Source organism: Albimonas sp., assembly GCF_055129145.1.
Map to the genome: position 1 here is coordinate 1 of NZ_JBSRTQ010000074.1, position 22,090 is coordinate 22,090.

The following is a 22,090-nucleotide window of genomic DNA, read 5'->3' on the forward strand; positions in this document are numbered from 1 at the left end:
TCTCCCCGCGCCGCGCCCGGCCCCCGTTTCGCTCAGTACATGTCGCCGGCGCCGCGCGGATCGTTGATCTCGCCGAGGTTCTGGTCCGACTTGTCGGCGATCATCGCCTCGGTGGTGATCAGCAGACCGGCGACGGAGCCGGCGGATTCCAGCGCGATCCGCACCACCTTGGCCGGGTCGATGATGCCGGCTTCCAGCATGTCGACATAGGTTTCGCTCTGCGCGTCGAAGCCGTAGGCGGCGCTGGCGTTGTCGATCACCTTGGCCGCGACCACCGAGCCGTCGAGCCCGGCATTCTCCGCGATCCGGCGCATCGGAGCCTGGATGGCGCGGCGCACGATGCGGATCCCGGCGTCCTGGTCGCGGTTGTCGCCCTTCAGCGACGCCAGCGCCTTGCCGGCATGGATCAGCGCGGCCCCGCCGCCGGGCACCACGCCCTCCTCCACCGCGGCGCGGGTGGCGTGCAGCGCGTCGTCGACGCGGTCCTTGCGCTCCTTGACCTCGGTTTCGGTCGAGCCGCCGACGCGGATGATGGCGACGCCGCCGGCAAGCCGGGCCACCCGCTCCTGCAGCTGCTCCTTCTCGTAATCCGAGGTCGTCTCCTCGATCTGCGCGCGCAGCTGGGCGACGCGCGACGCGATGGCGTCCTTGTCGCCGGCGCCGTCGATGATCGTGGTGTCCTCGCGGGTGATGCGCACCTTCCGGGCGTTCCCCAGCATCTCCAGCGTCACCTTCTCCAGCTTGCCGCCGAGATCGGCCGAGATCACCTCGCCGCCGGTCAGGATCGACAGATCCTGCAGCATCGCCTTGCGGCGGTCGCCGAAGCCCGGCGCCTTGACGGCCGCGACCTTCAGGCCGCCGCGCAGCTTGTTGATGACGAGCGTGGCGAGCGCCTCGCCCTCGATATCCTCGGCGATGACCAGCAGCTGCTTGCCGCTGTCGATCACGGCCTCCAGCAGTGGCACCAGCGGGGCCAGCGACGACAGCTTCTTCTCGTGCAGCAGCACCACGCAATCGTCGAGCTCGACGGTCATCTTGCCGACATTGGTGATGAAGTAGGGGGAGAGGTAGCCGCGATCGAACTGCATGCCCTCGACCACCTCGGTCTCGGTGACGAGGCCCTTGTTCTCCTCGACGGTGATGACGCCCTCGGGCCCGACGCGGGCCATGGCGTCGGCGATCTGCTGGCCGATCTCGGTCTCGCCATTGGCGGAGATGGCGCCGATGCGCGCGATCTGCTCGGTGCCGCCGACGGGGCGGGACATCGCCTTGAGCTCGGCGACGACGGTGACCACCGCCTTGTCGATGCCGCGCTTGAGATCCATCGGGTTCATGCCGGCGGCGACCGACTTCAGCCCCTCGTGCACGATGGCGTAGGCGAGCACGGTGGCGGTGGTGGTGCCGTCGCCGGCCTCGTCATTGGTGCGCGAGGCGACCTCGCGGACCAACAGCGCGCCCATGTTGGCGAACTTGTCGGAAAGCTCGATCTCCTTGGCCACCGCCACGCCGTCCTTGGTGATGCGCGGTGCGCCCCAGGATTTGTCGAGCACGACGTTGCGGCCCTTGGGCCCGAGGGTGATCGAGACGGCGCCGGCGAGGGTGGCGATGCCGGACAGCATGCGGTCGCGCGCGTCGGAGCCGAATTTGACGTCTTTGGCGGACATGTGGGGGTGCTCCTGGGAGTGAAATCGGGGGTGGAGGCGAGGCGCCGCGCGTCGGGCCGGGCGCAGGGCCCGGTCGGGAGCATACGGGATCCCCGCCGTCAGGCGGCGCCGCAGGCGGACCGAACGGGGCCCACCGCCGGCTCAGCGCCTGCGGTTGGGATCGTCGCGGATGACGATGGTCCGGAGGAGGGCGGCGGCGGCCTTGTTCGCCAGATGCGCCGAGGCGGGGCCGTCGGCATTGTCATGGGTGGCGGCGGCGTCTTCGATCACACCCATGATTTCGCTTTCCGTCATCAGCTTTTTGTCGTTGATGGCGAGCAGAAGGGACTCGCAAAGCGAGAGCGCCGCCATGCCAGCGGGGTCGATGCGATCTTGCATCCTCGGAAGAACTCCTTCGGCGTCGCGAGGCCGGCGCAGGGGGCGCGCTGCGCGAACGCCGCATGTTTGCCGGAAACCCCGCCCGCCGGACTGATCCAAAGCAGTGCCGGCGTTGTTTTTTTGCCGATGGTCAGTCGCCGTGTCGCGGGGAGCGTCTTGGAACATATCGTCGACAGCCCGTTCTCGCGAAAGCTGTCCGCCTTCGTCGCCTTGTCGGAGGCGGAGCACATGGTGCTCGCGGGCCTGCATCAGCGTCGCCGCACCTTCGTGGCCGGGCGGGACCTGGTCTATCAGGGGCAGACGGAACAGGCCGCCTATATCCTGATCTCCGGCTGGGTCTGCTCGTCCAAGAACCTGCCGGACGGCGGCCGGCAGATCATCGACTTCCAGATCCCCGGCGATTTCCTCGGGCTGCGCAGCGTTCTGCTGCACACCTCCGACCATACCATCGAGCCGATCGTGGACATCCAGGTGTCCGAAGTGCTGGCCGACGACCTGCTCGGCGCCTTCGCGTCCACGCCGCGGCTGGCGGCGGCGGTGCTGTGGGCCGCGTCGCGCGACGAGGCGATGGTGGTCGAGCATCTGGTCGACCTCGGCCGGCGCAGCGCCGTCGACCGGATGGCGCATTTCCTGCTCGAGCTCGGCATGCGGCTCGAGATGGTCGGCATGGGCGACCGCACCGGCTTCGACTGCCCGCTGACCCAGTATCACCTCGCCGATGCGCTCGGCCTGAGCGCGGTGCATGTCAACCGGGTGCTGCGCAAGCTGCGCGAGGACGGGCTCGCCACCTTCCGCGACGGGCGGGTGCGGTTCCACGACTACGAGCGGCTTTGCGCGCTGGCGGAGTTCGACGCGGCCTATCTGCGCAACGAGGGCCCTCTGCTGAAGTGAGGGGAGGCCCCGTGGGACGCGGTTCGGGCCGAGCCGGGACCGCCACCGGGACCGCCTCAGAAGTCCGGCATGCCCAGCACGAACACCTGGGCCGCGACGATCACGACGATCAGGATCAGGAAGGCCCGCCAGCCCGCGCTCATCGCGAAGTCGGACCAGGACGCGGATTCGGGGCCGGACTTGGGCTTGGTCCGGCCGGCCAGGGACGGGCTGCGGGTCTGCGGCCGGTCGGGCAGCAGCAGGGTCAGGCGACGCGCGACCTGGTCGATCTGGGCGGCGAGCGCGGGCACGTCGCGGATCTTCGCCAGCAGCGCCGCGAAGCGGACGCGGGCGGCTTCGGCCGACAGCGCGGTCAAGGCGTTGCCTTCCTCCCACGGATCGACGCCGAGCCGCGCGAGGGTCGAGAGCACCGTCACCGGCTGCCCGTTCGCATCGTCGCCGACCGAGGCCTGAAGGAACGGATCCAGATCGTTCCCCATCGGGTTGAGAACCGAGGCTTTCGCCATGACGCGCTCCTGCTTGTCCGCATGACGCTCCGCCTCGCCCGTCGGGCGATGCCGCCATGCGTCGCTGAAAAGCAGCCTATCCCGGACGGCCCGGCGCCGGACTGATGCGGATCAGCCTCCCGCCCGGCGCACGGATCTCGGGCCTGCGGGATCCGCCGCGCAGGGCGCCGGTCCTCCGGGCGCGCCGCGCGGCGACGGCGCTGAGAGCGGAGGCGCGGAGGCCTCCGGATGGGCGGCCTGGTAGGCGGCGGCGAGCGTCAGCACCACGTCGTCTCGAAACCGCGGGCCGACGAATTGCAGACCCACCGGCATCCCCGCATCGTCGAAGCCGCAGTTCACCGACGCGGCCGGCTGTTCGGTCATGTTGAACGGGTAGGTGAAGGGCGACCAGTCGGTCCAGTCGGTCATGCCGCTGTCGGGGGGGAAATCCACGCCGGCCTCGATGGCGGTGGTCGGCATGGTCGGCAGCATCAGCGCGTCGTGGCGCGTGAAAAACCGCTCCATCGCGACCCGCAGATCGGCGCGCACCTGATCGGCCCGGATGAAGTCGACCGCGCTCAGCGCCTTGCCCATCTCCACCTGCGCCAACAGGCCCGGATCCATCCGCGCCCTCTGCGCGGGCGAGGGCGCGTAGCCGCCGACCGTCGCGGCCTGCGATGCGCGCCACAGCACCAGCAACGCCGCCTGCGGGCAGGCGAGACCCGGATCGGCCTCTTCCACGATGGCGCCCAGCGCCGCCATCCGCTCGGCCGCCCGCTCGACCAGGGCGGCCACCTGCGGGTCGACCTTCGCGCCGTCCAGCGTACGGGCGTAGCCGATGCGCAGACCTTTCACGGCCTCCGGCCCACGTCGCGCGATCTCGGCGAAACCGGGGACCGGCGACGGGCACCAGCCGTAGCGTTGCAGGGTCGAGGGGCCCGCGACCGCATCTAGGAACAGGCCCGCGTCCTCCACCGTCCGGCTCAGCGGGCCGCGATGGGCCAGTTCGAAGAGGTTGGTGGCCGGATCCGCCGGGATCCAGCCATAGGTCGGCTTGATCCCGAAGGTCCCGCACCAGGCGGCCGGAATGCGGATCGAACCCGCCGCGTCCGAGCCCTCATGCAGCACGCCGATATTGAGCGCCGCGCAGACTCCGGCCCCGCCCGACGATCCGCCGGACGCCTTCGCGGGGTCCCACGGGTTGCGGGTGACGCCCCCGACCGGCGAATGGGTCACGCCCTTCCAGCCGAGTTCAGGCGAGGTGGTGAGCCCGAGGATCGCCACGCCCGCTTCGCGCAGGCGGGTCACGATCTCCAGATCCGCCGTCGCGGGCGCCGGATCGCCCAGCACCGAGCCGGGCCGGACCGGCATGCCCCTGACCGGCGTCAGCTCCTTGATCGTGGTCGGCGCGCCGTCGAGCGGGCCGCGCGCCTCCCCTGCCCGCCAGCGGGCTTCGGAGGCGCGGGCGTCGGCCAGCGCCGCCTCCGGCGCGAGATGGGCGAAGGCGTTGAGCTCGGGGTCGACGCGCTCGGCGCGGGCGAGCGCGTCGCGCATGACCTCCACCGGCGAGATCTCGCCCGTGGCGTAACGGCGGCCGAGCTCGGCCGCCGTCATCTCGCCCAGCTGGGTCGCGGACATGCCCGCGATCACTCCGCCGCCTGGGCCGTCGAGCGTTCGGCCGCGACCCGGTCAAGCGCCCGGCCCACGGCGTCGAACATCGCGTCGATCTGCTCGGCGGTGATGATCAGCGGCGGGCAGAAGCAGACCGCGTCGCCGATGCCGCGTGCGATCACGCCTTCGTCCATCAGCACCTCGGCGACCCGCTGGGCGGCGCCCGGAACCTCCCAGGGCGTGATCTCCAGCGCGCCGATCAGGCCCACCCCGCGCGAGGTCGCGGCCAGCGGATGCTTGCCGAGCTCGGTCAGGCGGGCGAGGAACTGCGGCGACAGGCGCGCGGCGTTGCCGACCAGATCCCGGTCCTCGATGATCTTGATGTTGGCGAGCCCGACGGCGGTCGCCACCGGATGCCCCGAGGCGGTGTAGCCATGGCCGAAGACGCCGAGCCGATGGCTCTCGTCGGCGATGGGCTCGTAGAAATGGTCCGAGATCATGATCGCCGACAGCGGGATGTAGGAGGAGCTGATCTGCTTGGACAGCACCATCACGTCCGGGCGGATCCCGTAGGTCTCGCAGGCGAACATCTTGCCGGTGCGCCCGAAGCCGCAGATCACCTCGTCGGCGACCAGCAGGATGTCGTATTTCTTCAGCACGGCCTGGATCTCGTCCCAGTAGCCTTCGGGCGGGACGATCACGCCGCCGGCGCCCATCACCGGCTCGCCGAACATGGCGGCGATGGTCTCGGGGCCTTCGGCGAGGATCAGGTCCTCCAGGGCCTTCGCCAGCCGCTTGGAGTAATCCCGCTCGCTCTCGCCCTCCTGCCCGTCGCGCCAGTAATCCGGCGTCAGCGTGTGGATCATGCGGTCGAGCGGCAGGTCGAAGCTCTTGTGGTTGGGGGCGAGCCCGGTGACCGAGCCCGCGGCGATGGTCACGCCGTGATAGCCCTTCACCCGGCCGATGATCTTCTTCTTCTCGGGCTTGCCCAGCGCGTTGGAGCGATACCAGATCATCTTGATGACGAGGTCGTTGGCCTCCGACCCCGAGGAGGTGAAGTGCACGCGGGTCAGATGCGCGGGCGTCATCTCCACCAGCTTCTCGGCCAGGTCGATGGAGGGGCCGTGGGTCTTGTAGGCGAAGGTGTGGTAGTAGGGCAGCTTGCGCATCTGGTCGTAGGCGACCTGGGCGAGGCTTTCCTCGCCGAAGCCGACGGCAACCGACCACAGCCCGGCCAGCCCCTCGATATAGCGCTTGCCGGTGTTGTCGAAGACGTAGACGCCCTCGCCCCGCTCGATCAGCAGGCCCCCGGTTTCCTGGTAGCGGCGCTGATCGACCATCGGATGCATCTGATAGGCGATGTCACGCGCTTCGGGGGAGTTCGGGGCGGGGGAGTTGGCGGTCATTCTGTGTTCCTGGTCTGATTGGCCCGCGGTCGGCCGCGGTCGGCGAGGGAGGGGCCCGGGCGGCGCGGCGGGTTGCGGCGCCCGAGCGGTCGGCGTCTTGCGGCCCGACGAAGGGCGGCGCGAGTCGGATCAGGCGGCGCGAACCTCACGCTCCCGTCCGATGATAGCCTCGATAAGGCGGCCTGTGCGGATAAGCTGCCTTTCGTCGATGCGCGCCGGGTCCCGGCGCGCCGTCGGCGACGGCGGCGGATCCGGGCCGCGTCGAGGTCCTGACAGATCATCCGCACCCGCCGGCGCATGGCCCGAAGCTCCTTGCCTTGCAGCTTGTCCATATCAATGCCGTTCGGCAAGATGCGCCGGGATCTGCAATGCTGCAACCGCTCAGGGCCCGGGATGCGCGGGGAATCGCCCGACCCGCCGTGATCGGTGGGGTGTTCCGCCACACGCTCCCGCCGAGTTCGGAGGCCCGGAGGATGCGGAGCGCCGTGTTGCGTGGACAATCCCGGGGATGGGAGCGCCGGCCACGGATCGTCGCGACTCCATCGCCGCCGCGCTCAAGACGCGCGCGGACGTCGCCGAGACGTCCCCCGCGCCGCGCGTGCGCCGCAACCTCCCGTTCGTCGCGACCGCGCCGCAGGATCCCGCGCGGCTCGGCAGGTCCGCATCCGGGCGCCGATCAGGGCGGACGGCGCGCGAGGGACGGGCGGGCGGCCCTCCCGCCGCTGGGCTTCGCATCGCCCGACCGTCCCCGTCTCTGCGGCTCGCGTCTCCGGACGCGCCCCTCGACGCCCGCGCCCCCGGTTCCGCGCGCCGCGGGCGGGACGGCGCGGCCTGGGCGGACCTCGACGCGGCGCCTGCACGCCGTCTCCGCCTTGCGCCCGCCGCCCCGCGACGCGACAGTGCGCTCCCCGAGACCGGAGGCTCCATGGATCCGCGCGCCCTGCTCGACACCCTGTTCCGCGCCGCCCTCGACGCCGCCGGGCCCGAGGGACGCTTCGCCCCCCTCCCCGCCCCGCCGCGGGGCCGCACCCTGGCCCTCGGCGCCGGCAAGGCCGCCGCCCGCATGGCCGCCGCCTTCGAGGACGCGTGGGAGGCTCATGCCGGCCGCCTGCCCGAGGGCCTCGTCGTCACCCGCCGGGGCCATGGCGCCCCCACCCGCGGCATCGAGGTCGCCGAAGCCGCCCACCCCGTCCCCGACGCCGCCGGCGAAACCGCCGCGCGGCGCATCCTCGCGCGCGCCGCCGAGGCCGGGCCCGACGACCTGGTGGTGTTCCTGATCTCCGGCGGCGCCTCGGCCCTGCTGGCCGCCCCGGCGGAAGGGGTGACGCTCGCCGACAAGCAGGCCATCGGGCGCGCGCTGCTGCGCTCCGGCGCGCCGATCGACGAGATGAACCGTGTGCGCCAGGCGCTGTCGGCGGTGAAGGGCGGGCGGCTCGGCGCCGTCGCCTCGGCCCGCGGCGCGACCTGCGTGACCTGGGCGATTTCGGACGTGCCGGGCGATGCGGCCTCGGTGATCGGCTCCGGCCCCACCGTGCCGCTGCCCGACGGCGAGACCCCGGCCGAAATCCTCGCGCACCGCGGCGTCCCCCTGCCGCCGCATCTGGCCGAAGCGATGGCCGCCAACCCCGCCCCCGCCCTGGCGCCGCAGGATTTCCGCCTGCTCGCCACGCCGCAGATGGCGCTGGAGGCCGCCGCCGCCGCCGCCCGCGCCGCAGGGATCACGCCTCTGATCCTCGGCGACGCCATCGAGGGCGAGGCCCGCGAGGTCGCCACCGTCCTCGCCGGCATCGCCCGCCAGGTGCTGCGCCACGGCCAGCCGGTCGCGCGGCCCTGCGTGCTGCTCTCGGGCGGCGAGACCACGGTGACGGTGCGCGGCGACGGGCGCGGCGGGCGCAACGCCGAGTTCCTGCTGGCGCTGGCCCTTGCGCTCGGCGAGGATCTCGCCGGCGGCGCCATCCACGCGCTCGCCGCCGACACCGACGGCATCGACGGTGTGGAGGCCAACGCCGGCGCGGTGATCGGGCCCGACACCCGCGCCCGGGCCGCGACGATGGGCCTCGCGCTGCGCGCCAAGCTCGACGCCAACGACGCGTTCTCGGCCTTCGAGGCGCTGGGCGATCTGGTCATCACCGGCCCAACCCTGACCAACGTCAACGATTTCCGCGCCATCCTCATTCCCTGACGGGGGGAACCGGTCGAGGGAGCCGCGCGACGCGCCCATGCGCCCCGGCCGTGGCGATGATTCGCCGGATCATCGAACCGGGACGGTGGAGAAGGGCCGAGGTCCTCCCGCCCCCGGGCGCGAAAGGCCCGTCTGCGGACAGACGGCCCCTTTGTCATGGCGGGCCGCAGCTGATGGCCGGCGTGGGGCCGGGGCTGACGATCTCGGCGGTGTGCGGCCTGGCGATGGCGCTGTTCGCGATGGTCATTCCGCACGCCGCGGGCCGGGCCGCGGATCCCGAGGACCGAACCGAATGGCCGATGCGCTGGCGGGCCCTGGGCCGGGTCTGGCCGCCGCCGGCGCTGATCGGGGTGGTGCTGGGGGCATGTATTCCGGCCTGCCGACCGTGACCGGAGCCGGCGCCTTCGGGCCCCTGCTGCTGATCGCCGCCCTGCTGTTCCGGGCCGCGCCCCGCGCCATCATCGAGGCGGGGATGGAGACGCTGGTGGTCGCCGGTTCGATCTTCCTGCGGATCATGGGCGCGGAGATCCTGTCGAGCATCCCGACCCTTTCAGGCCTCGCGCGCGGGTTCGCGGACTGGGTGTCGGCCGCGGGTTTCGGGCGGATCGCGGTGGTCGCCGCGGTGCTGCTGATCCTGTTCCCGGAGACGATGACGCTGCGCTGAGCCGGCGGCGCGCCGGGCGACGCGGAGGGCGCCCGGCGTCGCGAACGCGCCGGCGCGCGCTCAGTCGCGCAGGAACGCCGCGGCGGAGGCGGCGAGGGCGGCGGCGAGGGCCGGCAGCTCGTCGACCGCCAGCGCCTCGTCCGGGGCGCCCAGATTGCGGGGTGTCAGCCCCATCGCCACCGTCTCGAACCCCGCGCGCCGCCACAGCCGCGCATCCGACCCGCCGATCCGCCCGTCGAGCCAGGAGGTCCCCAGCTCCGCCCAGGCCCCTGCGAGGCACGCCGCGGCGATCGGGCTCGCGGCCGGGGTCCAGGTCGGCTCGTAGCGGCGCACGATCTCCAGCCGCAGGGCGAAGGGTGCGAGCAGGCGGCGGGCCTCGGCCTCGACCGCCTCGCAGCTCAGCCCCACCGGGATCCGCACGTCGCAGGCGGCGCGGGCCGTCGCGGGCACCAGGTTGGCCGAGACCCCGGCCTCGATCCGCCCCAGATTGACCGTCAGGCGGCGCATGGTCCGCCGCGCCTCCGCCCCGTCGGCGCCGGGGACCGAGGCGGCGGCGTCGAGCGCGCGCGCCACGTCCCGCGACTCGTGCACAGGCATCGCCTCGAGCCCGCGCAGCGCCCGCAGCCCGTCGAGCAGCCGGTCGGCGGCGTTGTCGCCGGCATGGACATGGGCGCCATGGGCGGCGCGGCCCGTCGCCGAAATCTCCAGCCAGAGCATGCCCTTCTCGCCGATCCGCACCGCCGAGGCGCCGCCCGCGTCGGCCACGATCACGCCGTCGCCGCGCACCGCCGGCAGATCGTCGATCATCGCCTGGGTCCCGAGCTCCCCCATCCGCTCCTCGTCGCCGCCGAAGGCGAGCACGATCTCGCCGGCGAAGGGGGTCGCGGTCACGGCGCGGGCGGCCTCGATCATCGCGACGAGCCCGCCCTTCATGTCGGCCGAACCGCGGCCGTAGAGCATCCCGCCCGCGATCTCCCCGCCGAGCGGATCGAAGGACCAGCCGGCGCGGTCGCCTACGGGATAGGTGTCGAGATGGCCGTTGAGCACCAGCCGCCGTCCGGGCCGGGCGCCGCGGATCACCGCGACGAGGTTGGTGACGGGCGCGACGCTTTCGTGGAAGGTGATTTCGGCGCCCGGCAGGCCCTCGATCATCGCGGCGCAGGCGCGCGCCATGGGGGCGGTGGCGGAGGGCGGGGTCTGGCTGTCGATCCGCACCAGCGCCTGGGTGGCCTCGGCCATCGCCCCGGCGCGGGCCTTCATGCGGGGCAGAAAGCCGCTCATGTCCGCGGGTCCAGCGGCGCGCCGTGGACGCGCCGCGCCTCGCGGATCGCCATGAGGATCTCGAACGTGGTGGCGGCGGCGAGGAAGGCGGTCATGCCGTTGATGTCATGCGGCGGACTGACGGTGTTGACGTCCGCGGCCACGATGTTGAGGCCCCAGAGCCCGCGGATCAGCGCGAACCCCTCCCGCGCCGACAGCCCCCCCCAGACCGGGGTGCAGACGCCGGGCGCGCAGGAGGGGTCGAAGACGTCCATGTCCCAGCTCAGATAGACGGGGCGGTCGCCGATGCGCGCCTTCAGCTCGTCGATCACATCCGCCTGTCCGCGTTGCAAAAACTCGGCGAGCGTCAGGGTGTTGTAGCCGAGCGCCCGGGCGTGGTCGTGGGCGCCCGAGCAGATCGTGGTCCCACGCAGGCCCAGATGCCAGGACAGGCTGGGCGACGTCCGCTGCTCCAAAGCCGCATGGGTGAACTGGGTGGAGGGGTCGATGGGATGGTCGGGGTTCACCGGATAGGCGTCGGTATGGCTGTCGACATGCAGCACCGCGATGCCCGGATGCACCCGGCTGACGCCGCGCAGCAGCGGCAGCGAAATCGACCCGTCGCCCCCGAACCCCACCGGGGCCGTCCCCTGACGGGCGAGGCGGAAGACCGCCTCCTCGATGGCGGCGAAACTCTCCTCGATCCGGGCGGGCGTGCAGATCACGTCGCCGGCGTCGATCACCCCCATCTCGGCGATCACGTCATGGTCGGCCCGCTCGCTGTCATAGCGGCGCACGAGGGCCGACTGCGCGCGGATCGCCTCCGGCCCCTGCCGGGAGCCGACGCGGAAGGCGTGGATCCCGCAGTCGAAGGGGCAGCCCAGGATGGCGGCCTGCGCGCCCGAGGCGTCCGTGGAGAACGGCGCGGACATGAAGGTTTGCGGGCCGCGCAGCAGGGCCGCGTCGGGAAGCTCGGCGAGGGACATGGGGGGCATCCGGTCGAAAGGGAGGGGCGTCAGGGGCGGTCAGCGGCGGGAGAGACGACGCTCCCAGACCCGGATGGCCATGGCGAGCGGCCAGCAGATCATGAAATAGACCACGGCGATGAAGGTGAAGATCTCCAGCGGGCGGAACATCGAGGACGACAGCTCCATCCCGCGCCGGGTGATCTCGCCGACCGAGATGACGGATCCCAGCGACGAATATTTGATCAGCTGCACGAAGTTCGCCGCCAGCGCCGGCAGGGTCATCTTCACCGCCTGGGGCAGCGTGATGCGCAGGAAGGTCTGCGAGGACGACAGACCCAGCACCTGCGCCGCCTCCCGCTGGCCCAGCGGCACCGACTGGATGCCGGACCGATAGACCTCCGCGATGAAGGCCGAGGCGTAGAGCGACAGGCCGATCACCAGCGCGGTCCAGGCGTTCAGGTTGATGCCGAGCGTGATCGGCATGACGTAATAGACCCAGAGCAGCTGCACCAGGATCGGGGTGTTGCGGATGATCTCGCCGACGCTGAGCCCGATGATACGCAGCGCGCGCCAGCGCGACAGGTCCAGCAGCGCGATCACCAGCCCGCCCAGCAGCGCCAGCGCCAGCGTGATCACCGAGATCAGCAGCGTCTGCTGCAACCCGCTCATCAGGAAGTCGAAATTGGCGGGGATGACGTCCCACCGGAATCTGTAGTCGCCCATCTGGCGGGCCTCCGTGGCCGGTCGGGGGGAGCGTGCCCGCCGCCGCCGCGCAAAATGCGCGGCGGCGGCGGGTCGAGGTCAGGCGGTCAGGTTCAGGCCGCGATCAGGGGGCGACGATGGGGCCGAGCGCGTTCTTCTCGGCGAACTTCTTCAGCCGGCCGTCGAGCTTGATGGTCTCGACGAAGAGGTTGACGTAGTTGAGCCAGATCTGGTCGCCCTGCGGGACCACATAGGCGTAGGGGGTCGGGCGCAGCTCGCCGTCGGGCTCGATGGTCTGGGACCACTCGAAGGTGGTGCCGAGCTTCACCGAGGTCGGGTAATCGGTCATCAGCACGTCGGCGCGCCCGGCGATCACCTCGCCCTCACGCGACGCCGGGGGGGCGACGGTGATCAGCTCGGCCTTCTTGAGGTAGTCGCGCATGAACGGCTCGATATAGGAGCCGAGCGTGACGACCACGCGCACGCCGTCCTGGTCGATGTCGGCCCAGGATTTGACCTTCCCGTCCTTCTTCACCACCGCGTAGATCGACGAGATCAGGTAGGGATCCGAGAACGCCACCGCCTGCGCGCGCTTCAGCGTGGCGCCGACGCCGAACATGCCGATCTCGCATTTGTCGGCCTGAAGGTCGGCGATGAAGGTGCCGAAGGCGCTTTCCACGATCTCCAGTTCGACGCCGAGCTCCATCGCCAGCTCCTTGGACAGGTCCGCGTCGATGCCCTCGATCTCTCCGGTCGCCGGGTTGCGGAACGAGATCGCGTAATAGTTCGGATACTGGCAGACCCGCAGCTTGCCGGAGGACGTGATGCGGTAGAGCCGGCTGTCCTGCTGCTGGGCGGAGGCCGGGGCCGGGACGGCGGCGGAGCCGGTCGCGGCGATCAGGGCCGCGAGCGCGGCTTTGGCGAGGGGCTTGAAGGTCTGCATCTGTCGTCTCCGGTGCGGTCTGTCGGGAGGGGGGGGCGCGAAACGGGTCAGTCTTCGAGGCGGGCGAGGAAACGCTGCGCGCGCTCGGTCGTGGGCGCGTCGAAGAAGGCGACGGGGGCGCCCTCCTCCACGATCTCGCCGGCGTCCATGAACACCACGCGGGTGCAGGCGCGCCGGGCGAAGTTCATCTCATGGGTGACGGCGAGCATGGTCATGCCCTCCTCCGCCAGCTGGCGCATGACGGCGAGCACTTCGGCCTTCAGCTCGGGGTCGAGCGCCGAGGTCGCCTCGTCGAACAGCATCAGCCGGGGCTTCATCGCCAGCGCCCGGGCGATGGCGACGCGCTGCTGCTGGCCGCCGGACAGGCGACCCGGCGAGGCGTCGCGCTTGTCGGCGAGGCCGACCTTGTCGAGCAGCGCCTCGGCCTCCGCCACCGCCTGATCGCGCGGGGTCCCGCGGACGCGCATCGGCGCCTCGATCACGTTGCCGAGCACCGACATGTGCGGCCACAGATTGAAGTGCTGGAACACCATGCCGATGTCGGAGCGCACGGCGCGGGCGGCCTTGCGCACGGCGCGACCGTTCTCGCCGTCGGCGATCGGCACGCCGTCCATCAGCACCTGGCCGCCGGACGGCGCTTCGAGCAACGCCATGCTGCGCAGGAGCGTGGTCTTGCCCGAGCCGGACGGGCCGATGATGCAAACCACCTCGCCGCTGGCCACGCCCATCGACACGTCGCGCAGCACCGTGTTGGCGCCGAAGCGCTTGGTCAGCGCCTTCGTTTCGATCAGGGGCGTCGCATCTGGCTGGTCAAAAGGCATCCGCGTCATTCCTGCTGGTGATTCCTTCATCATTAAAATTCGTTATGCCTTGACTGGATTGCGCGATCAAGGATAAAAATTATAACTGATCGCATGCGTTTATGGGCATAAGGAATTGGAATGGCTTTCGATCCCCGCTTGCTGGAAGCGTTCCGCGCCGTGGTCGAGGCCGGTTCGGTCACCGCCGCCGCGAAGCAGCTCGGCGTCACCCAGCCGGCGGTCAGCGCCCAGATCGCAAGGCTCGAGGTCCAGACCAAGTTCGAGCTGTTCGAACGTCAGGGCGGGCGGCTTTCGATCACCTTCCGCGGCCGGCGGTTCTATGAGGAGATCCGCACAGCCCTCGGCGCGCTGGAGCGGCTCGAGCAATCCGCCCGCGATATCCGCTCCGGCGAGACCGAGCGGATCGTGGTCGCAAGCCACCCCTCCGCCTCGATCTCCCTGCTGCCCGAAGTGGTGGCGGAGCTGCGGCGTCGGCGGCCCGACGCGCGGATCTCGATGATCAACCGCTCCTCGGAGGAGGTCGCCGCGGCGTTCGAGGCGGGGGCCGTGGATCTCGCCGTCGCCGAATGGCCGATCCATGTGCAGGGGGTGGAGATGCGCCGCCACGCCGCCGATTGCGTGGCCATCGTGCCGACCGGCCACCCCCTCGCCGCGCTGCCCGCGCTGGGGCCGGCGGATTTCGCCGAACACCCCATCGTCGGCATGTCCGACCGCCGCTTCATCGGGCACCGGGTGCGGGAATTGTTCCTGGAGGACGGGCTCGGCTACGATCCGGTGATCGAAAGCGAGTTCTTCGCCGCGATCTGCGGGCTGGTCGCGGCCGGGGCCGGGGTGGCGGTGGTCGACGCCTGGTCGGCGCGCACCTTCGCGTCCATCGGCCTCGAGATCCGCCCCTTCCGCCCCGCCCTGCGCTACGAGATCGGCGTGTTCCGCCGCGCCTCCGCCTCGCCCACGCCGCTGGCCGAGGAGCTGATGGCGCTGCTCGAGACCCGCCTTAGCCCCCCTTCCGCCTGATGCCCCCCGCGCCCGGAGACCCCGAGATGACCGACGACACCTTCATGACCCGCGCCTTCGCGGCGATCTGCGACTGCGGCGGCCGGCTCTGCGGCACGCCGTCGGAGCGGGCGGCGACGGCGCTGCTTCACCACCTCGGGGCCGAGGCGACCGGGGCGGCCGTCCGGGTCGAGCCCTTCGCCTATCGCGGCTGGCGACCGCTCGATTGCGCGCTCTCCGGCGCCGCCGGCCCCGCTGCCGCCCATCCGCTGGTGCGCAGCGCGTCCGGAGAGGTCGAGGCCGAAGTGATCGACCTCGGCCGCGGCGAACCGGAGGCCTTCGAGGCCCACGCGGCCGAGATCCCCGGCCGCATCGCGCTCGTGCGCCATGAGCTGATGTTCAACCCCGGCACCATTCACCGCCGGATCAAATACGCCGCCGCGGTGAAGGCCGGGGCGGTCGGCTTTCTCATCGCCGGGCCCGCCGCGGGGGGCATGGTCGCGGGATCCTCGGGTCGTGGCGACGAACCCGGCATCCCCGCTTTCGGCATCTCGCCCGAAACCGCCGCCGGTTTCGCCCGCACCTCCGCCGGGCGGCCTGTCGCGCGGATGCGGCTCGCGGCCGAGGAATTCGAGGCGACCGCCGACAACCTGTTCTTCGACCTGCCCGGGGCGGGGCCGGACACCGTCGTCCTCTGCGCCCATATCGACGGCCATGACCTCGGCGAAAGCGCCATCGACAACGCCGCCGGCCTCGCCGTGGCATTGGAGGTCGCGCGGCGCATCGCGGCCGACCGGCCGGCGGGCGGATGGCGCCGCGGGCTGCGGCTAGCCTTCTTCAACGCCGAGGAATGGGCGCTGACCGGCTCGGCCCTGCATCTGGAAGGACTGACGGCGGCGGAGCGGGCGAGGATCGCGCTTTGCGTCAATATCGACTCGCCGGTCGGGGGCGCGGGGCTCGCGGCGCTGACCTGCGGGGCGGCAGGGATCGAGCCGATGCTTTTGCGGGCGGCCGAGACCCGCGGCGAGACGCTGCGCCTGCACCGCCCGTTCCAGTCCAATTCCGACCACGCCAATTTCGCCCGCATGGGGATCCCCGGCTTCCGGCTGGTGGCGGGGTTCGGCGAGCATGACGCGGCCGCCCGCCTGGTGCTGACCCCGCAAGACCGGCGGGATCTGGTGTCGGACGCGGCCCTTACCCGCGCCGCCGACCTCGCCGAGGCGATCACCCGCGCCGCCCTCGACGCCGACGACGCAGAGGCCGCATCCTGGCGCGCCGGGATGGGTCCGGCGGACTGACCCTCAGTCCGACAGCAACGGCATCAGCAGCGAAAACAGCTCCGCCTGCGAGGAGATCGCGCATTTGCGGTAGAGCTGCTTTCGGAACACCTTGACCGTCTGGGCGCTGATCTCCAGCCGCAGCCCGATCGACATCGAGCTGTGGCCGCGCAGGATCAGCAGCGCCACTTCCGATTGCCGCTGACTGAGGCCGATGCCGTGACGCTCCGCCAGCCGCGCGCGCACGCGCCGAACCAGGGCGGCGTCGGTGTAGTCGCCGCTGGACGACAGCCCCGACCATTGCTTGGCGACCAGCTGGCAGGCGATGGCGCTCAACCTCTGGGCCACTTCCAGATCGCGCGCCGAATAGGCCCGGCCCGAGCTTGAGTCCCGCCCGAGGCAGATCTGCACCGAGACCCCGTCGGCCGGATAGGCGACATAGGCGATCTCGTCGATCAAGGTGGTGCGGCGATAGTAGCTCGCGAAGTATTCGTTGCGCTGAAAGTGATCGGGGGCGAAGTCGCGCAGCCGGTAGAGCCCTTCGCGCGCGCGGGCCACATGCAGTTCGTGGAACGGATCGAGCAGATAGGCGCCGTGGATGTAGTCGCTCCAGATTTTTTCATGCACTGCAGGGACCTGCGCCTGACAGAACAGCACCTCCGGCCGGCGGGTCTGAAAATAGGCCAGCATGGTGGTGTTGTCGATCTCGAAGCAGCGCCGCAACCAGGCGTAGAGCGCGGGACCGAAGCCTTCGGTCCCCAGCGCGCCGATCGCCTGGCCCAGATGCTCTTCGGTGTAGTTCGGCAATGTGCGCATCATACCCCCTTGGAGGTATATACCCCCCGAACGCCGCGTCCCTAGCATAGATCCGGTCAATCCGGGGGTATGCCCGAAGGGGAGCCAATGAGCCAGATGAACGTCGCGGTCGATGTGGAACGGGTCGTCAAGCGCTACGGCGCGGTCACCGCGCTGCATGGCGTGTCGATGGCGATCCGCGAGGGGGAGTTCTTCACCCTGCTCGGCCCCTCGGGCTGCGGCAAGACCACATTGCTGCGCTGCATCGCGGGCTTCGAGCAGGTGTCGCAGGGCGCCATCCGCCTGCATGGCGAGGACATCGCCCGCCTGCCGCCGCACAAGCGGCCGGTGAATACGGTGTTCCAGCAATATGCGCTCTTCCCCCACATGACCGTGCTGCAGAATGTCGGCTTCGGCCTCGCCCGCAGCGGCTGGTCGCGGACGGATACCGAGGCGCGGGCGCGCCAGGTGCTGAAGCTGGTGCGGCTGGGCGATTTCGCCTCGCGCCGGCCGGGGCAATTGTCGGGCGGCCAGCAGCAGCGGGTGGCGCTGGCCCGCGCGCTGGCCCCGCAACCGAAAGTGCTGCTGCTGGACGAGCCGCTGTCGGCGCTCGACCTCAAGCTGCGTCAGGCGGTGCGGGTCGAGCTGAAGCAGATCCAGCGCGAGACCGGCATCGCCTTCGTCTTCGTCACCCATGACCAGGAGGAGGCGCTGACCCTGTCCGACCGCATCGCCGTGATGTCGGACGGACGGGTGCAGCAGATCGGCACGCCGCGCGAGGTCTACGAGGCGCCGGTCAGCCGCTTCGTCGCGGATTTCATCGGCGAGACCAATCTGATCGACGTCGAGGTGGCCTCGGTCGCGAATGGCTGGGCCGAGGTCGCCCTGCCCGGCGGCGGCGCCCTGCGCTGCCCGGCGGCGGAAGGCGCGCGGACCGGCAAAGGCCATCTCTCGGTCCGGCCCGAGCGCATGACGCCTGCGCCGCGCGGCGAGGGCGCCCTGCAGGCGGTGGTTCAGAGCCACGTTTACCTCGGCACCGACATCCAGCTGCACACGCGGCTCGCCGACGGCGCGGGCCTGGTGGTGCGCATCCAGAACGCCGAGGCCGCCTCGATCCCCGAGCCGGGCGCGGCGCTGGGGCTGCTGGTGGAAGCGGGCGCCGCGCGCCTGCTCGCCGACTGATGGCCGGCGGCGCGCCGGGCGGCGTTTCGAAGTCCGAGATCTACCGGGGCGACGGGCCGCGGCTGATGGCGCCGACCTGGCTGGTGATCGGCGTGTTCCTGGTGCTGCCGATGCTGCTGATGGCGGTCTATTCGGTGCTGACCAAGGAGTTCCGCGGCGGCGTCATCTGGGACTTCACGCTCGACGCCTACGACCAGTTCTTCCTCGACCGCGGGCTTTTCGGCGACGAGGCCCCGCAGATCGAGTGGACCTATATCGGCATCTTCTGGCGCTCGATCTGGCAGGCGGGGGCGGCGACGCTGCTGTGCCTGCTGATCGGCTTTCCGACCGCCTGGTTCATCGCGACCCGGCCGCCGGCTCAGCGCTCGGCGTGGCTCTTCCTGATCACCATCCCCTATTGGGTGAACCTGCTGATCCGCACCGTGTCGATGAAGTTCCTGATCCGCGACAACGGCCCGCTGAACGAGTTCCTGCTGTGGACCGGCGCGATCTCCGAGCCGATTTCGCTGATCAACACCAATTTCGCGGTGCTGCTCGGGCTGTTCTATTCCTACCTGCCGTTCATGGTGCTGCCGATCTACGCGGCGGTGGAGCGCTACGACTTCGCCCTGTCGGAGGCGGCGGCGGATCTTTACGCCGACAGCTGGACCACCCTGCGCCTGATCATCCTGCCGGTGGTGAAGCCGGGGATCGTGGCGGGGTGCATTCTGGTCTTCGTGCCCTCGCTCGGCGCGTTCCTCGCCCCGGACCTGCTGGGCGGGGCCAAGACCTTCATGATCGGCTCGTTGATCGAGGAGCAGTTCAAGGGCGCCGCCGGCAACTGGCCGTTCGGGGCGGCGGCGGCGATGATCCTGTTGAGCATCGTCATGGCCATCCTGCTGGTCCATGCCCGCGCCCAGACCAGGGGGGACCGGCGATGATCGACCTCCGCCGGTTCGCCGGGTTTCGGGCCGTCACCTGGCTCTGCCTCTTCGTGCTTTACGCGCCGCTGGTCATCGTCGCGGTCTACAGCTTCAACGCCTCGACTTCGATCACCCGCTGGGGCGGGTTTTCGCTCAAGTGGTATGTGGACGTGTTCAGCGGGCCGGAGGCGCCGAAATTCCGCGACGCGGCGATCAACTCCTTCGTCATCGCGCTGGGGGCCGCCACCTGCGCCACGATCATCGCCACGGCGGCGGCGGTGGCGATGAACCGGGCCGGGCGTTTTCGCGGCAAGACCGCGAGCCTCGCGCTGATCAACCTGCCGCTGATGGTGCCCGAGATCGTGACGGCCGTCGCCTCGCTGATCTTCTTCATCACCATCGGCTTCACCACCGGGCTGATGACCATCTTCGTCGCCCATGTGGTGTTCTGCATCCCCTTCGCCTACCTGCCGATTTCGGCGCGGATGCAGTCGGTCCCCGACAGCTATGAGGAGGCGGCGATGGACCTCTACGCCACGCGCTGGGACGCCTTCCGCATGATCCTGATGCCGCTGATGACGCCGGGGATCCTGTCGGGCTTCCTGCTCGCCTTCATCATCTCGCTCGACGACTTCCTGATCACCAACTTCGTCAAGGGCGCGGGGATCGAGACCTTGCCGACCGCGATCTTCGGATCGGTCAAGCAGGGGATCAAACCCAATATCATGGCCATCTCGACGCTGCTTCTGGGCGTCTCGGTGGTCCTCGTCACGCTCTCCTGGCTGATCGGGCGGGCGGGGCAAGCGAAAAAATGAGCAACTCGGAGACAAGATCATGAAGAGCTTTCTGACCTCCACCGCGCTGGCGCTGTGCCTTGCCGGGACCGCGCAGGCCGCGGGCGAGCTGAAGATCTACCACTGGTTCGAATACATCCCCCAGGAAGTGCTCGACAAGTTCGCCGCGGAATACGACGTCGCCGTCACCATGGACACCTATGACAGCAACGAGGCCCTGCTCGCCTCGCTGAAGGCCGGTCGTCTCGGGCAATACGACGTAGCGGTGCCGGGCGACTACATGGTCAAGATCATGGCCAACGAGGGGATGCTCGACACCTTCACGCCCGAGGAGCTGCCGAACTTCGGCAATATCCAGGACCAGTGGGTGGACGTCGATTTCGACCCGGGCCGCAAGTCCTCGATCCCCTACCAGTGGGGCTCGACGTCGTTTTCGGTGAACACCACGGTCTATGACGGCCCGATGGACAGCCTGGGCCTGATCTTCGATCCGCCCGAGGCGCTGAAGGGCAAGATCAACGTGCTGGATACGTCGGGCGAGACGCTGACGCTCGCCTCGCTCTACGCCGGGATCCCGCAATGCAGCTCGGACCGCGAGCAGCTCAAGGCGCTCAACGCCCTGGTGCAGGGGGCCAAACCCGCCTGGGCGTCGTTCGGGTCGGACGTGGCGAAGGACGTGCTGGTGTCGGGCGACGCCGCGGCCGGGATGATCTGGTCGGGCTTTTCGGCGAAGGCCCGGGCCGAGGGGGCGACCATCGAATACGTCTTCCCCAAGGAGGGCATGATCCTCTGGATGGACAACGTGGTCCTGCTGAAGGACGCGCCCAACCGCGACAACGCGCTGAAATTCATGAACTTCCTGCTGGAGCCGGAGAACGCCGCCGCCGTGACCAACTACGCGGCCTATACCTCGGGCGTGAAGGGCGTGGAGCCGTTCCTGACGCCCGAGATCGCCAATTCGCCCGAAAGCAACCCGCCCGAGGGGGTGAAGGGCGTCTTCGTGCAGGCCTGCCCCGAGGACGTGCAGGTCATGTATGACGCGATCTGGACCAACCTGAAGAAGTGAGGATCGCGCTTCATCAGGGTCCGCCCATCGGCGGCGACATCGAGGCGGCGTTCGCCCGCCTCGATGCCGACACCCGCGCCGCGGCCCTGGCCGGGGCGCGGATGATCGTGTTTCCGGAGCTGTTCCTGCCCGGCTACAACCGGCCGGATCTGCACGGGCCGCTCGCACAGCCCGCGGACGGGACATGGCTCGCCCGTGTCGCCGGGATCGCGCGCGAGGCCCGCTGCGGGATCACGCTGGGCTTCGCCGAACGTGACGGCGACGCGGTCTACAACGCCGCCGCGGCCTTCGGGCCGGATGGCGCGCGGCTCGCCCGCTACCGCAAGATCCAGCTCTTCGGCCCGATGGAGAAGGCGAGCTTCGCGCCCGGGTCGGACTACTGCGTCTTCGACCTCGACGGCGTGAAAACCGCGCTGCTGATCTGCTACGATGTCGAATTCGCCCCCCATGTCGCGGCGCTGGCGGCGGAGGGGGTCACGCTCATCCTCGTCCCCACCGCCAATCCGAAGGGGTTCGAGCATGTCTCCACCGCCTTCGTGCCGGCCCGCGCCGCCGAGATGGATCTGACCATCGCCTACGCCAACTATTGCGGGACCGAGCGCGGCCTCGACTATGGCGGCCACTCGCTGATCGCGGGCCCCGACGCCGAAGTCATCGCCGCGGCCGGCGCCGGCCCGGCGCTGCTGATCGCCGAGATCGCGCTGCCCGTCGCGCTCAACCCGCGCTCCACCCAACGCGCCGACTTCCGGAAGGTCTGACCCATGTCCCTCGATCTCGACACCACCACCGACGGCGTGCTCACCGCCGACACCCATCTGGTGCAGTGCTGGGCGGATCTCGATGCGCTGAAGCAGGACGGCGCCCGCACCGTCATCGTGGGGGCGCAAGGCGCCTATGTCACCGACAGCGAGGGCAACCGGCTGATCGACGGCATCGGGGGCCTGTGGTGCGTGAATGTCGGCCACGGCCGGCGCGAGATCATCGAGGCGATCACCACCCAGCTGCAGACGCTCGACTTCTACTCGACCTTCTACAACTTCACCCACCCCACCGCGGCGGCGCTGGCGGCGAAGCTCGCGTCGCTCGCGCCCGGGTCGCTGAACAAG

Annotated in this window: 23 protein-coding genes; 12 read left to right on the forward strand and 11 right to left on the reverse strand. The window is 70.5% G+C overall.

Annotated elements, in window-relative coordinates:
* Positions 1–32: 32 nt before the first annotated feature.
* Together groL and ACTB72_RS12740 are read right to left on the reverse strand one after the other, a co-directional pair.
* Positions 33–1,664: a chaperonin GroEL gene (gene groL, locus ACTB72_RS12735; protein WP_463037371.1), complete on the reverse strand. Its 1,632-nt coding sequence runs from the start codon at positions 1,662–1,664 to the stop codon at positions 33–35.
* Positions 1,665–1,805: 141 nt separating this feature from the next.
* A complete protein-coding gene (locus tag ACTB72_RS12740; protein ID WP_463037372.1) occupies positions 1,806–2,042 on the reverse strand; it encodes a hypothetical protein in 237 nt (78 codons plus the stop codon).
* A gap of 126 nt (positions 2,043–2,168) precedes the next feature.
* Here ACTB72_RS12740 and ACTB72_RS12745 point away from each other — a divergent pair, with 126 nt between their 5' ends.
* Positions 2,169–2,933 (forward strand): Crp/Fnr family transcriptional regulator, encoded by a 765-nt coding sequence (locus ACTB72_RS12745; RefSeq protein WP_463037373.1) that lies wholly within the window; start codon positions 2,169–2,171, stop codon positions 2,931–2,933.
* Between the two features lie 56 nt (positions 2,934–2,989).
* Here the strand turns inward: ACTB72_RS12745 and ACTB72_RS12750 are convergent, their stop codons facing one another.
* The 3 genes from ACTB72_RS12750 to ACTB72_RS12760 all read right to left on the reverse strand — a co-directional run bounded on the left by ACTB72_RS12750 (position 2,990) and on the right by ACTB72_RS12760 (position 6,435).
* Positions 2,990–3,439 (reverse strand): hypothetical protein, encoded by a 450-nt coding sequence (locus tag ACTB72_RS12750; RefSeq protein WP_463037374.1) that lies wholly within the window; start codon positions 3,437–3,439, stop codon positions 2,990–2,992.
* A 111-nt stretch (positions 3,440–3,550) separates the two neighbouring features.
* The gene (locus ACTB72_RS12755; protein WP_463037375.1) at positions 3,551–5,056 is read right to left on the reverse strand and encodes an amidase; all 1,506 of its coding nucleotides are present in this window, start codon (positions 5,054–5,056) and stop codon (positions 3,551–3,553) included.
* 8 nt (positions 5,057–5,064) lie between these two features.
* Positions 5,065–6,435: an aspartate aminotransferase family protein gene (locus ACTB72_RS12760; protein ID WP_463037376.1), complete on the reverse strand. Its 1,371-nt coding sequence runs from the start codon at positions 6,433–6,435 to the stop codon at positions 5,065–5,067.
* A 925-nt stretch (positions 6,436–7,360) separates the two neighbouring features.
* Here ACTB72_RS12760 and ACTB72_RS12765 point away from each other — a divergent pair.
* The 3 genes from ACTB72_RS12765 to ACTB72_RS12775 all read left to right on the forward strand — a co-directional run bounded on the left by ACTB72_RS12765 (position 7,361) and on the right by ACTB72_RS12775 (position 9,281).
* Positions 7,361–8,617 (forward strand): glycerate kinase type-2 family protein, encoded by a 1,257-nt coding sequence (locus ACTB72_RS12765; protein WP_463037377.1) that lies wholly within the window; start codon positions 7,361–7,363, stop codon positions 8,615–8,617.
* A 173-nt stretch (positions 8,618–8,790) separates the two neighbouring features.
* A complete protein-coding gene (locus ACTB72_RS12770; RefSeq protein ID WP_463037378.1) occupies positions 8,791–9,006 on the forward strand; it encodes a hypothetical protein in 216 nt (71 codons plus the stop codon).
* Positions 8,982–9,281 (forward strand): hypothetical protein, encoded by a 300-nt coding sequence (locus ACTB72_RS12775; RefSeq protein ID WP_463037379.1) that lies wholly within the window; start codon positions 8,982–8,984, stop codon positions 9,279–9,281. The genes ACTB72_RS12770 and ACTB72_RS12775 overlap by 25 nt, the downstream gene beginning before the upstream one ends.
* A gap of 60 nt (positions 9,282–9,341) precedes the next feature.
* Here the strand turns inward: ACTB72_RS12775 and ACTB72_RS12780 are convergent, their stop codons facing one another.
* The 5 genes from ACTB72_RS12780 to ACTB72_RS12800 form a co-directional block, all read right to left on the reverse strand.
* Entirely contained in the window at positions 9,342–10,562 is a 1,221-nt protein-coding gene (locus ACTB72_RS12780; protein ID WP_463037380.1) for a M20/M25/M40 family metallo-hydrolase, read from the reverse strand.
* On the reverse strand, positions 10,559–11,527 hold the full coding sequence (locus ACTB72_RS12785; RefSeq protein WP_463037381.1) for an arginase family protein: 969 nt from the start codon (positions 11,525–11,527) through the stop codon (positions 10,559–10,561). Before ACTB72_RS12785 ends, ACTB72_RS12780 begins: the two co-directional genes overlap by 4 nt.
* Positions 11,528–11,566: 39 nt before the next feature.
* Complete coding sequence (locus tag ACTB72_RS12790; protein WP_463037382.1) at positions 11,567–12,232, reverse strand: amino acid ABC transporter permease; 666 nt, start codon at positions 12,230–12,232, stop codon at positions 11,567–11,569.
* A gap of 103 nt (positions 12,233–12,335) precedes the next feature.
* A complete protein-coding gene (locus ACTB72_RS12795) occupies positions 12,336–13,154 on the reverse strand; it encodes a transporter substrate-binding domain-containing protein (RefSeq protein WP_463037383.1) in 819 nt (272 codons plus the stop codon).
* A gap of 47 nt (positions 13,155–13,201) precedes the next feature.
* Positions 13,202–13,975: an amino acid ABC transporter ATP-binding protein gene (locus ACTB72_RS12800; RefSeq protein ID WP_463037384.1), complete on the reverse strand. Its 774-nt coding sequence runs from the start codon at positions 13,973–13,975 to the stop codon at positions 13,202–13,204.
* Positions 13,976–14,095: 120 nt separating this feature from the next.
* Here ACTB72_RS12800 and ACTB72_RS12805 point away from each other — a divergent pair, with 120 nt between their 5' ends.
* Positions 14,096–14,989, forward strand: coding sequence for a LysR family transcriptional regulator (locus ACTB72_RS12805; RefSeq protein ID WP_463037385.1), 894 nt, complete (start codon positions 14,096–14,098; stop codon positions 14,987–14,989).
* 26 nt (positions 14,990–15,015) lie between these two features.
* Positions 15,016–16,266 (forward strand): M28 family metallopeptidase, encoded by a 1,251-nt coding sequence (locus ACTB72_RS12810; protein WP_463037386.1) that lies wholly within the window; start codon positions 15,016–15,018, stop codon positions 16,264–16,266.
* A 3-nt stretch (positions 16,267–16,269) separates the two neighbouring features.
* On the opposite strand, the gene ACTB72_RS12815 is transcribed toward ACTB72_RS12810, so the two are convergent.
* The gene (locus tag ACTB72_RS12815) at positions 16,270–17,061 is read right to left on the reverse strand and encodes a helix-turn-helix transcriptional regulator (protein ID WP_463037387.1); all 792 of its coding nucleotides are present in this window, start codon (positions 17,059–17,061) and stop codon (positions 16,270–16,272) included.
* Positions 17,062–17,148: 87 nt separating this feature from the next.
* Between ACTB72_RS12815 and ACTB72_RS12820 the strand changes: the two genes are divergently transcribed.
* The 6 genes from ACTB72_RS12820 to ACTB72_RS12845 all read left to right on the forward strand — a co-directional run.
* The gene (locus ACTB72_RS12820) at positions 17,149–18,222 is read left to right on the forward strand and encodes an ABC transporter ATP-binding protein (protein WP_463037388.1); all 1,074 of its coding nucleotides are present in this window, start codon (positions 17,149–17,151) and stop codon (positions 18,220–18,222) included.
* A complete protein-coding gene (locus ACTB72_RS12825) occupies positions 18,222–19,142 on the forward strand; it encodes an ABC transporter permease (RefSeq protein ID WP_463037389.1) in 921 nt (306 codons plus the stop codon). The genes ACTB72_RS12820 and ACTB72_RS12825 overlap by 1 nt, the downstream gene beginning before the upstream one ends.
* On the forward strand, positions 19,139–19,939 hold the full coding sequence (locus tag ACTB72_RS12830; protein ID WP_463037390.1) for an ABC transporter permease: 801 nt from the start codon (positions 19,139–19,141) through the stop codon (positions 19,937–19,939). The genes ACTB72_RS12825 and ACTB72_RS12830 overlap by 4 nt, the downstream gene beginning before the upstream one ends.
* A gap of 19 nt (positions 19,940–19,958) precedes the next feature.
* Positions 19,959–20,984: an extracellular solute-binding protein gene (locus ACTB72_RS12835; RefSeq protein ID WP_463037391.1), complete on the forward strand. Its 1,026-nt coding sequence runs from the start codon at positions 19,959–19,961 to the stop codon at positions 20,982–20,984.
* The gene (locus ACTB72_RS12840; RefSeq protein ID WP_463037392.1) at positions 20,981–21,742 is read left to right on the forward strand and encodes a carbon-nitrogen hydrolase family protein; all 762 of its coding nucleotides are present in this window, start codon (positions 20,981–20,983) and stop codon (positions 21,740–21,742) included. Before ACTB72_RS12835 ends, ACTB72_RS12840 begins: the two co-directional genes overlap by 4 nt.
* Positions 21,743–21,745: 3 nt before the next feature.
* Positions 21,746–22,090 (forward strand): aminotransferase class III-fold pyridoxal phosphate-dependent enzyme (locus ACTB72_RS12845; protein ID WP_463037393.1); only part of this gene is annotated, 345 nt, incomplete at its 3' end.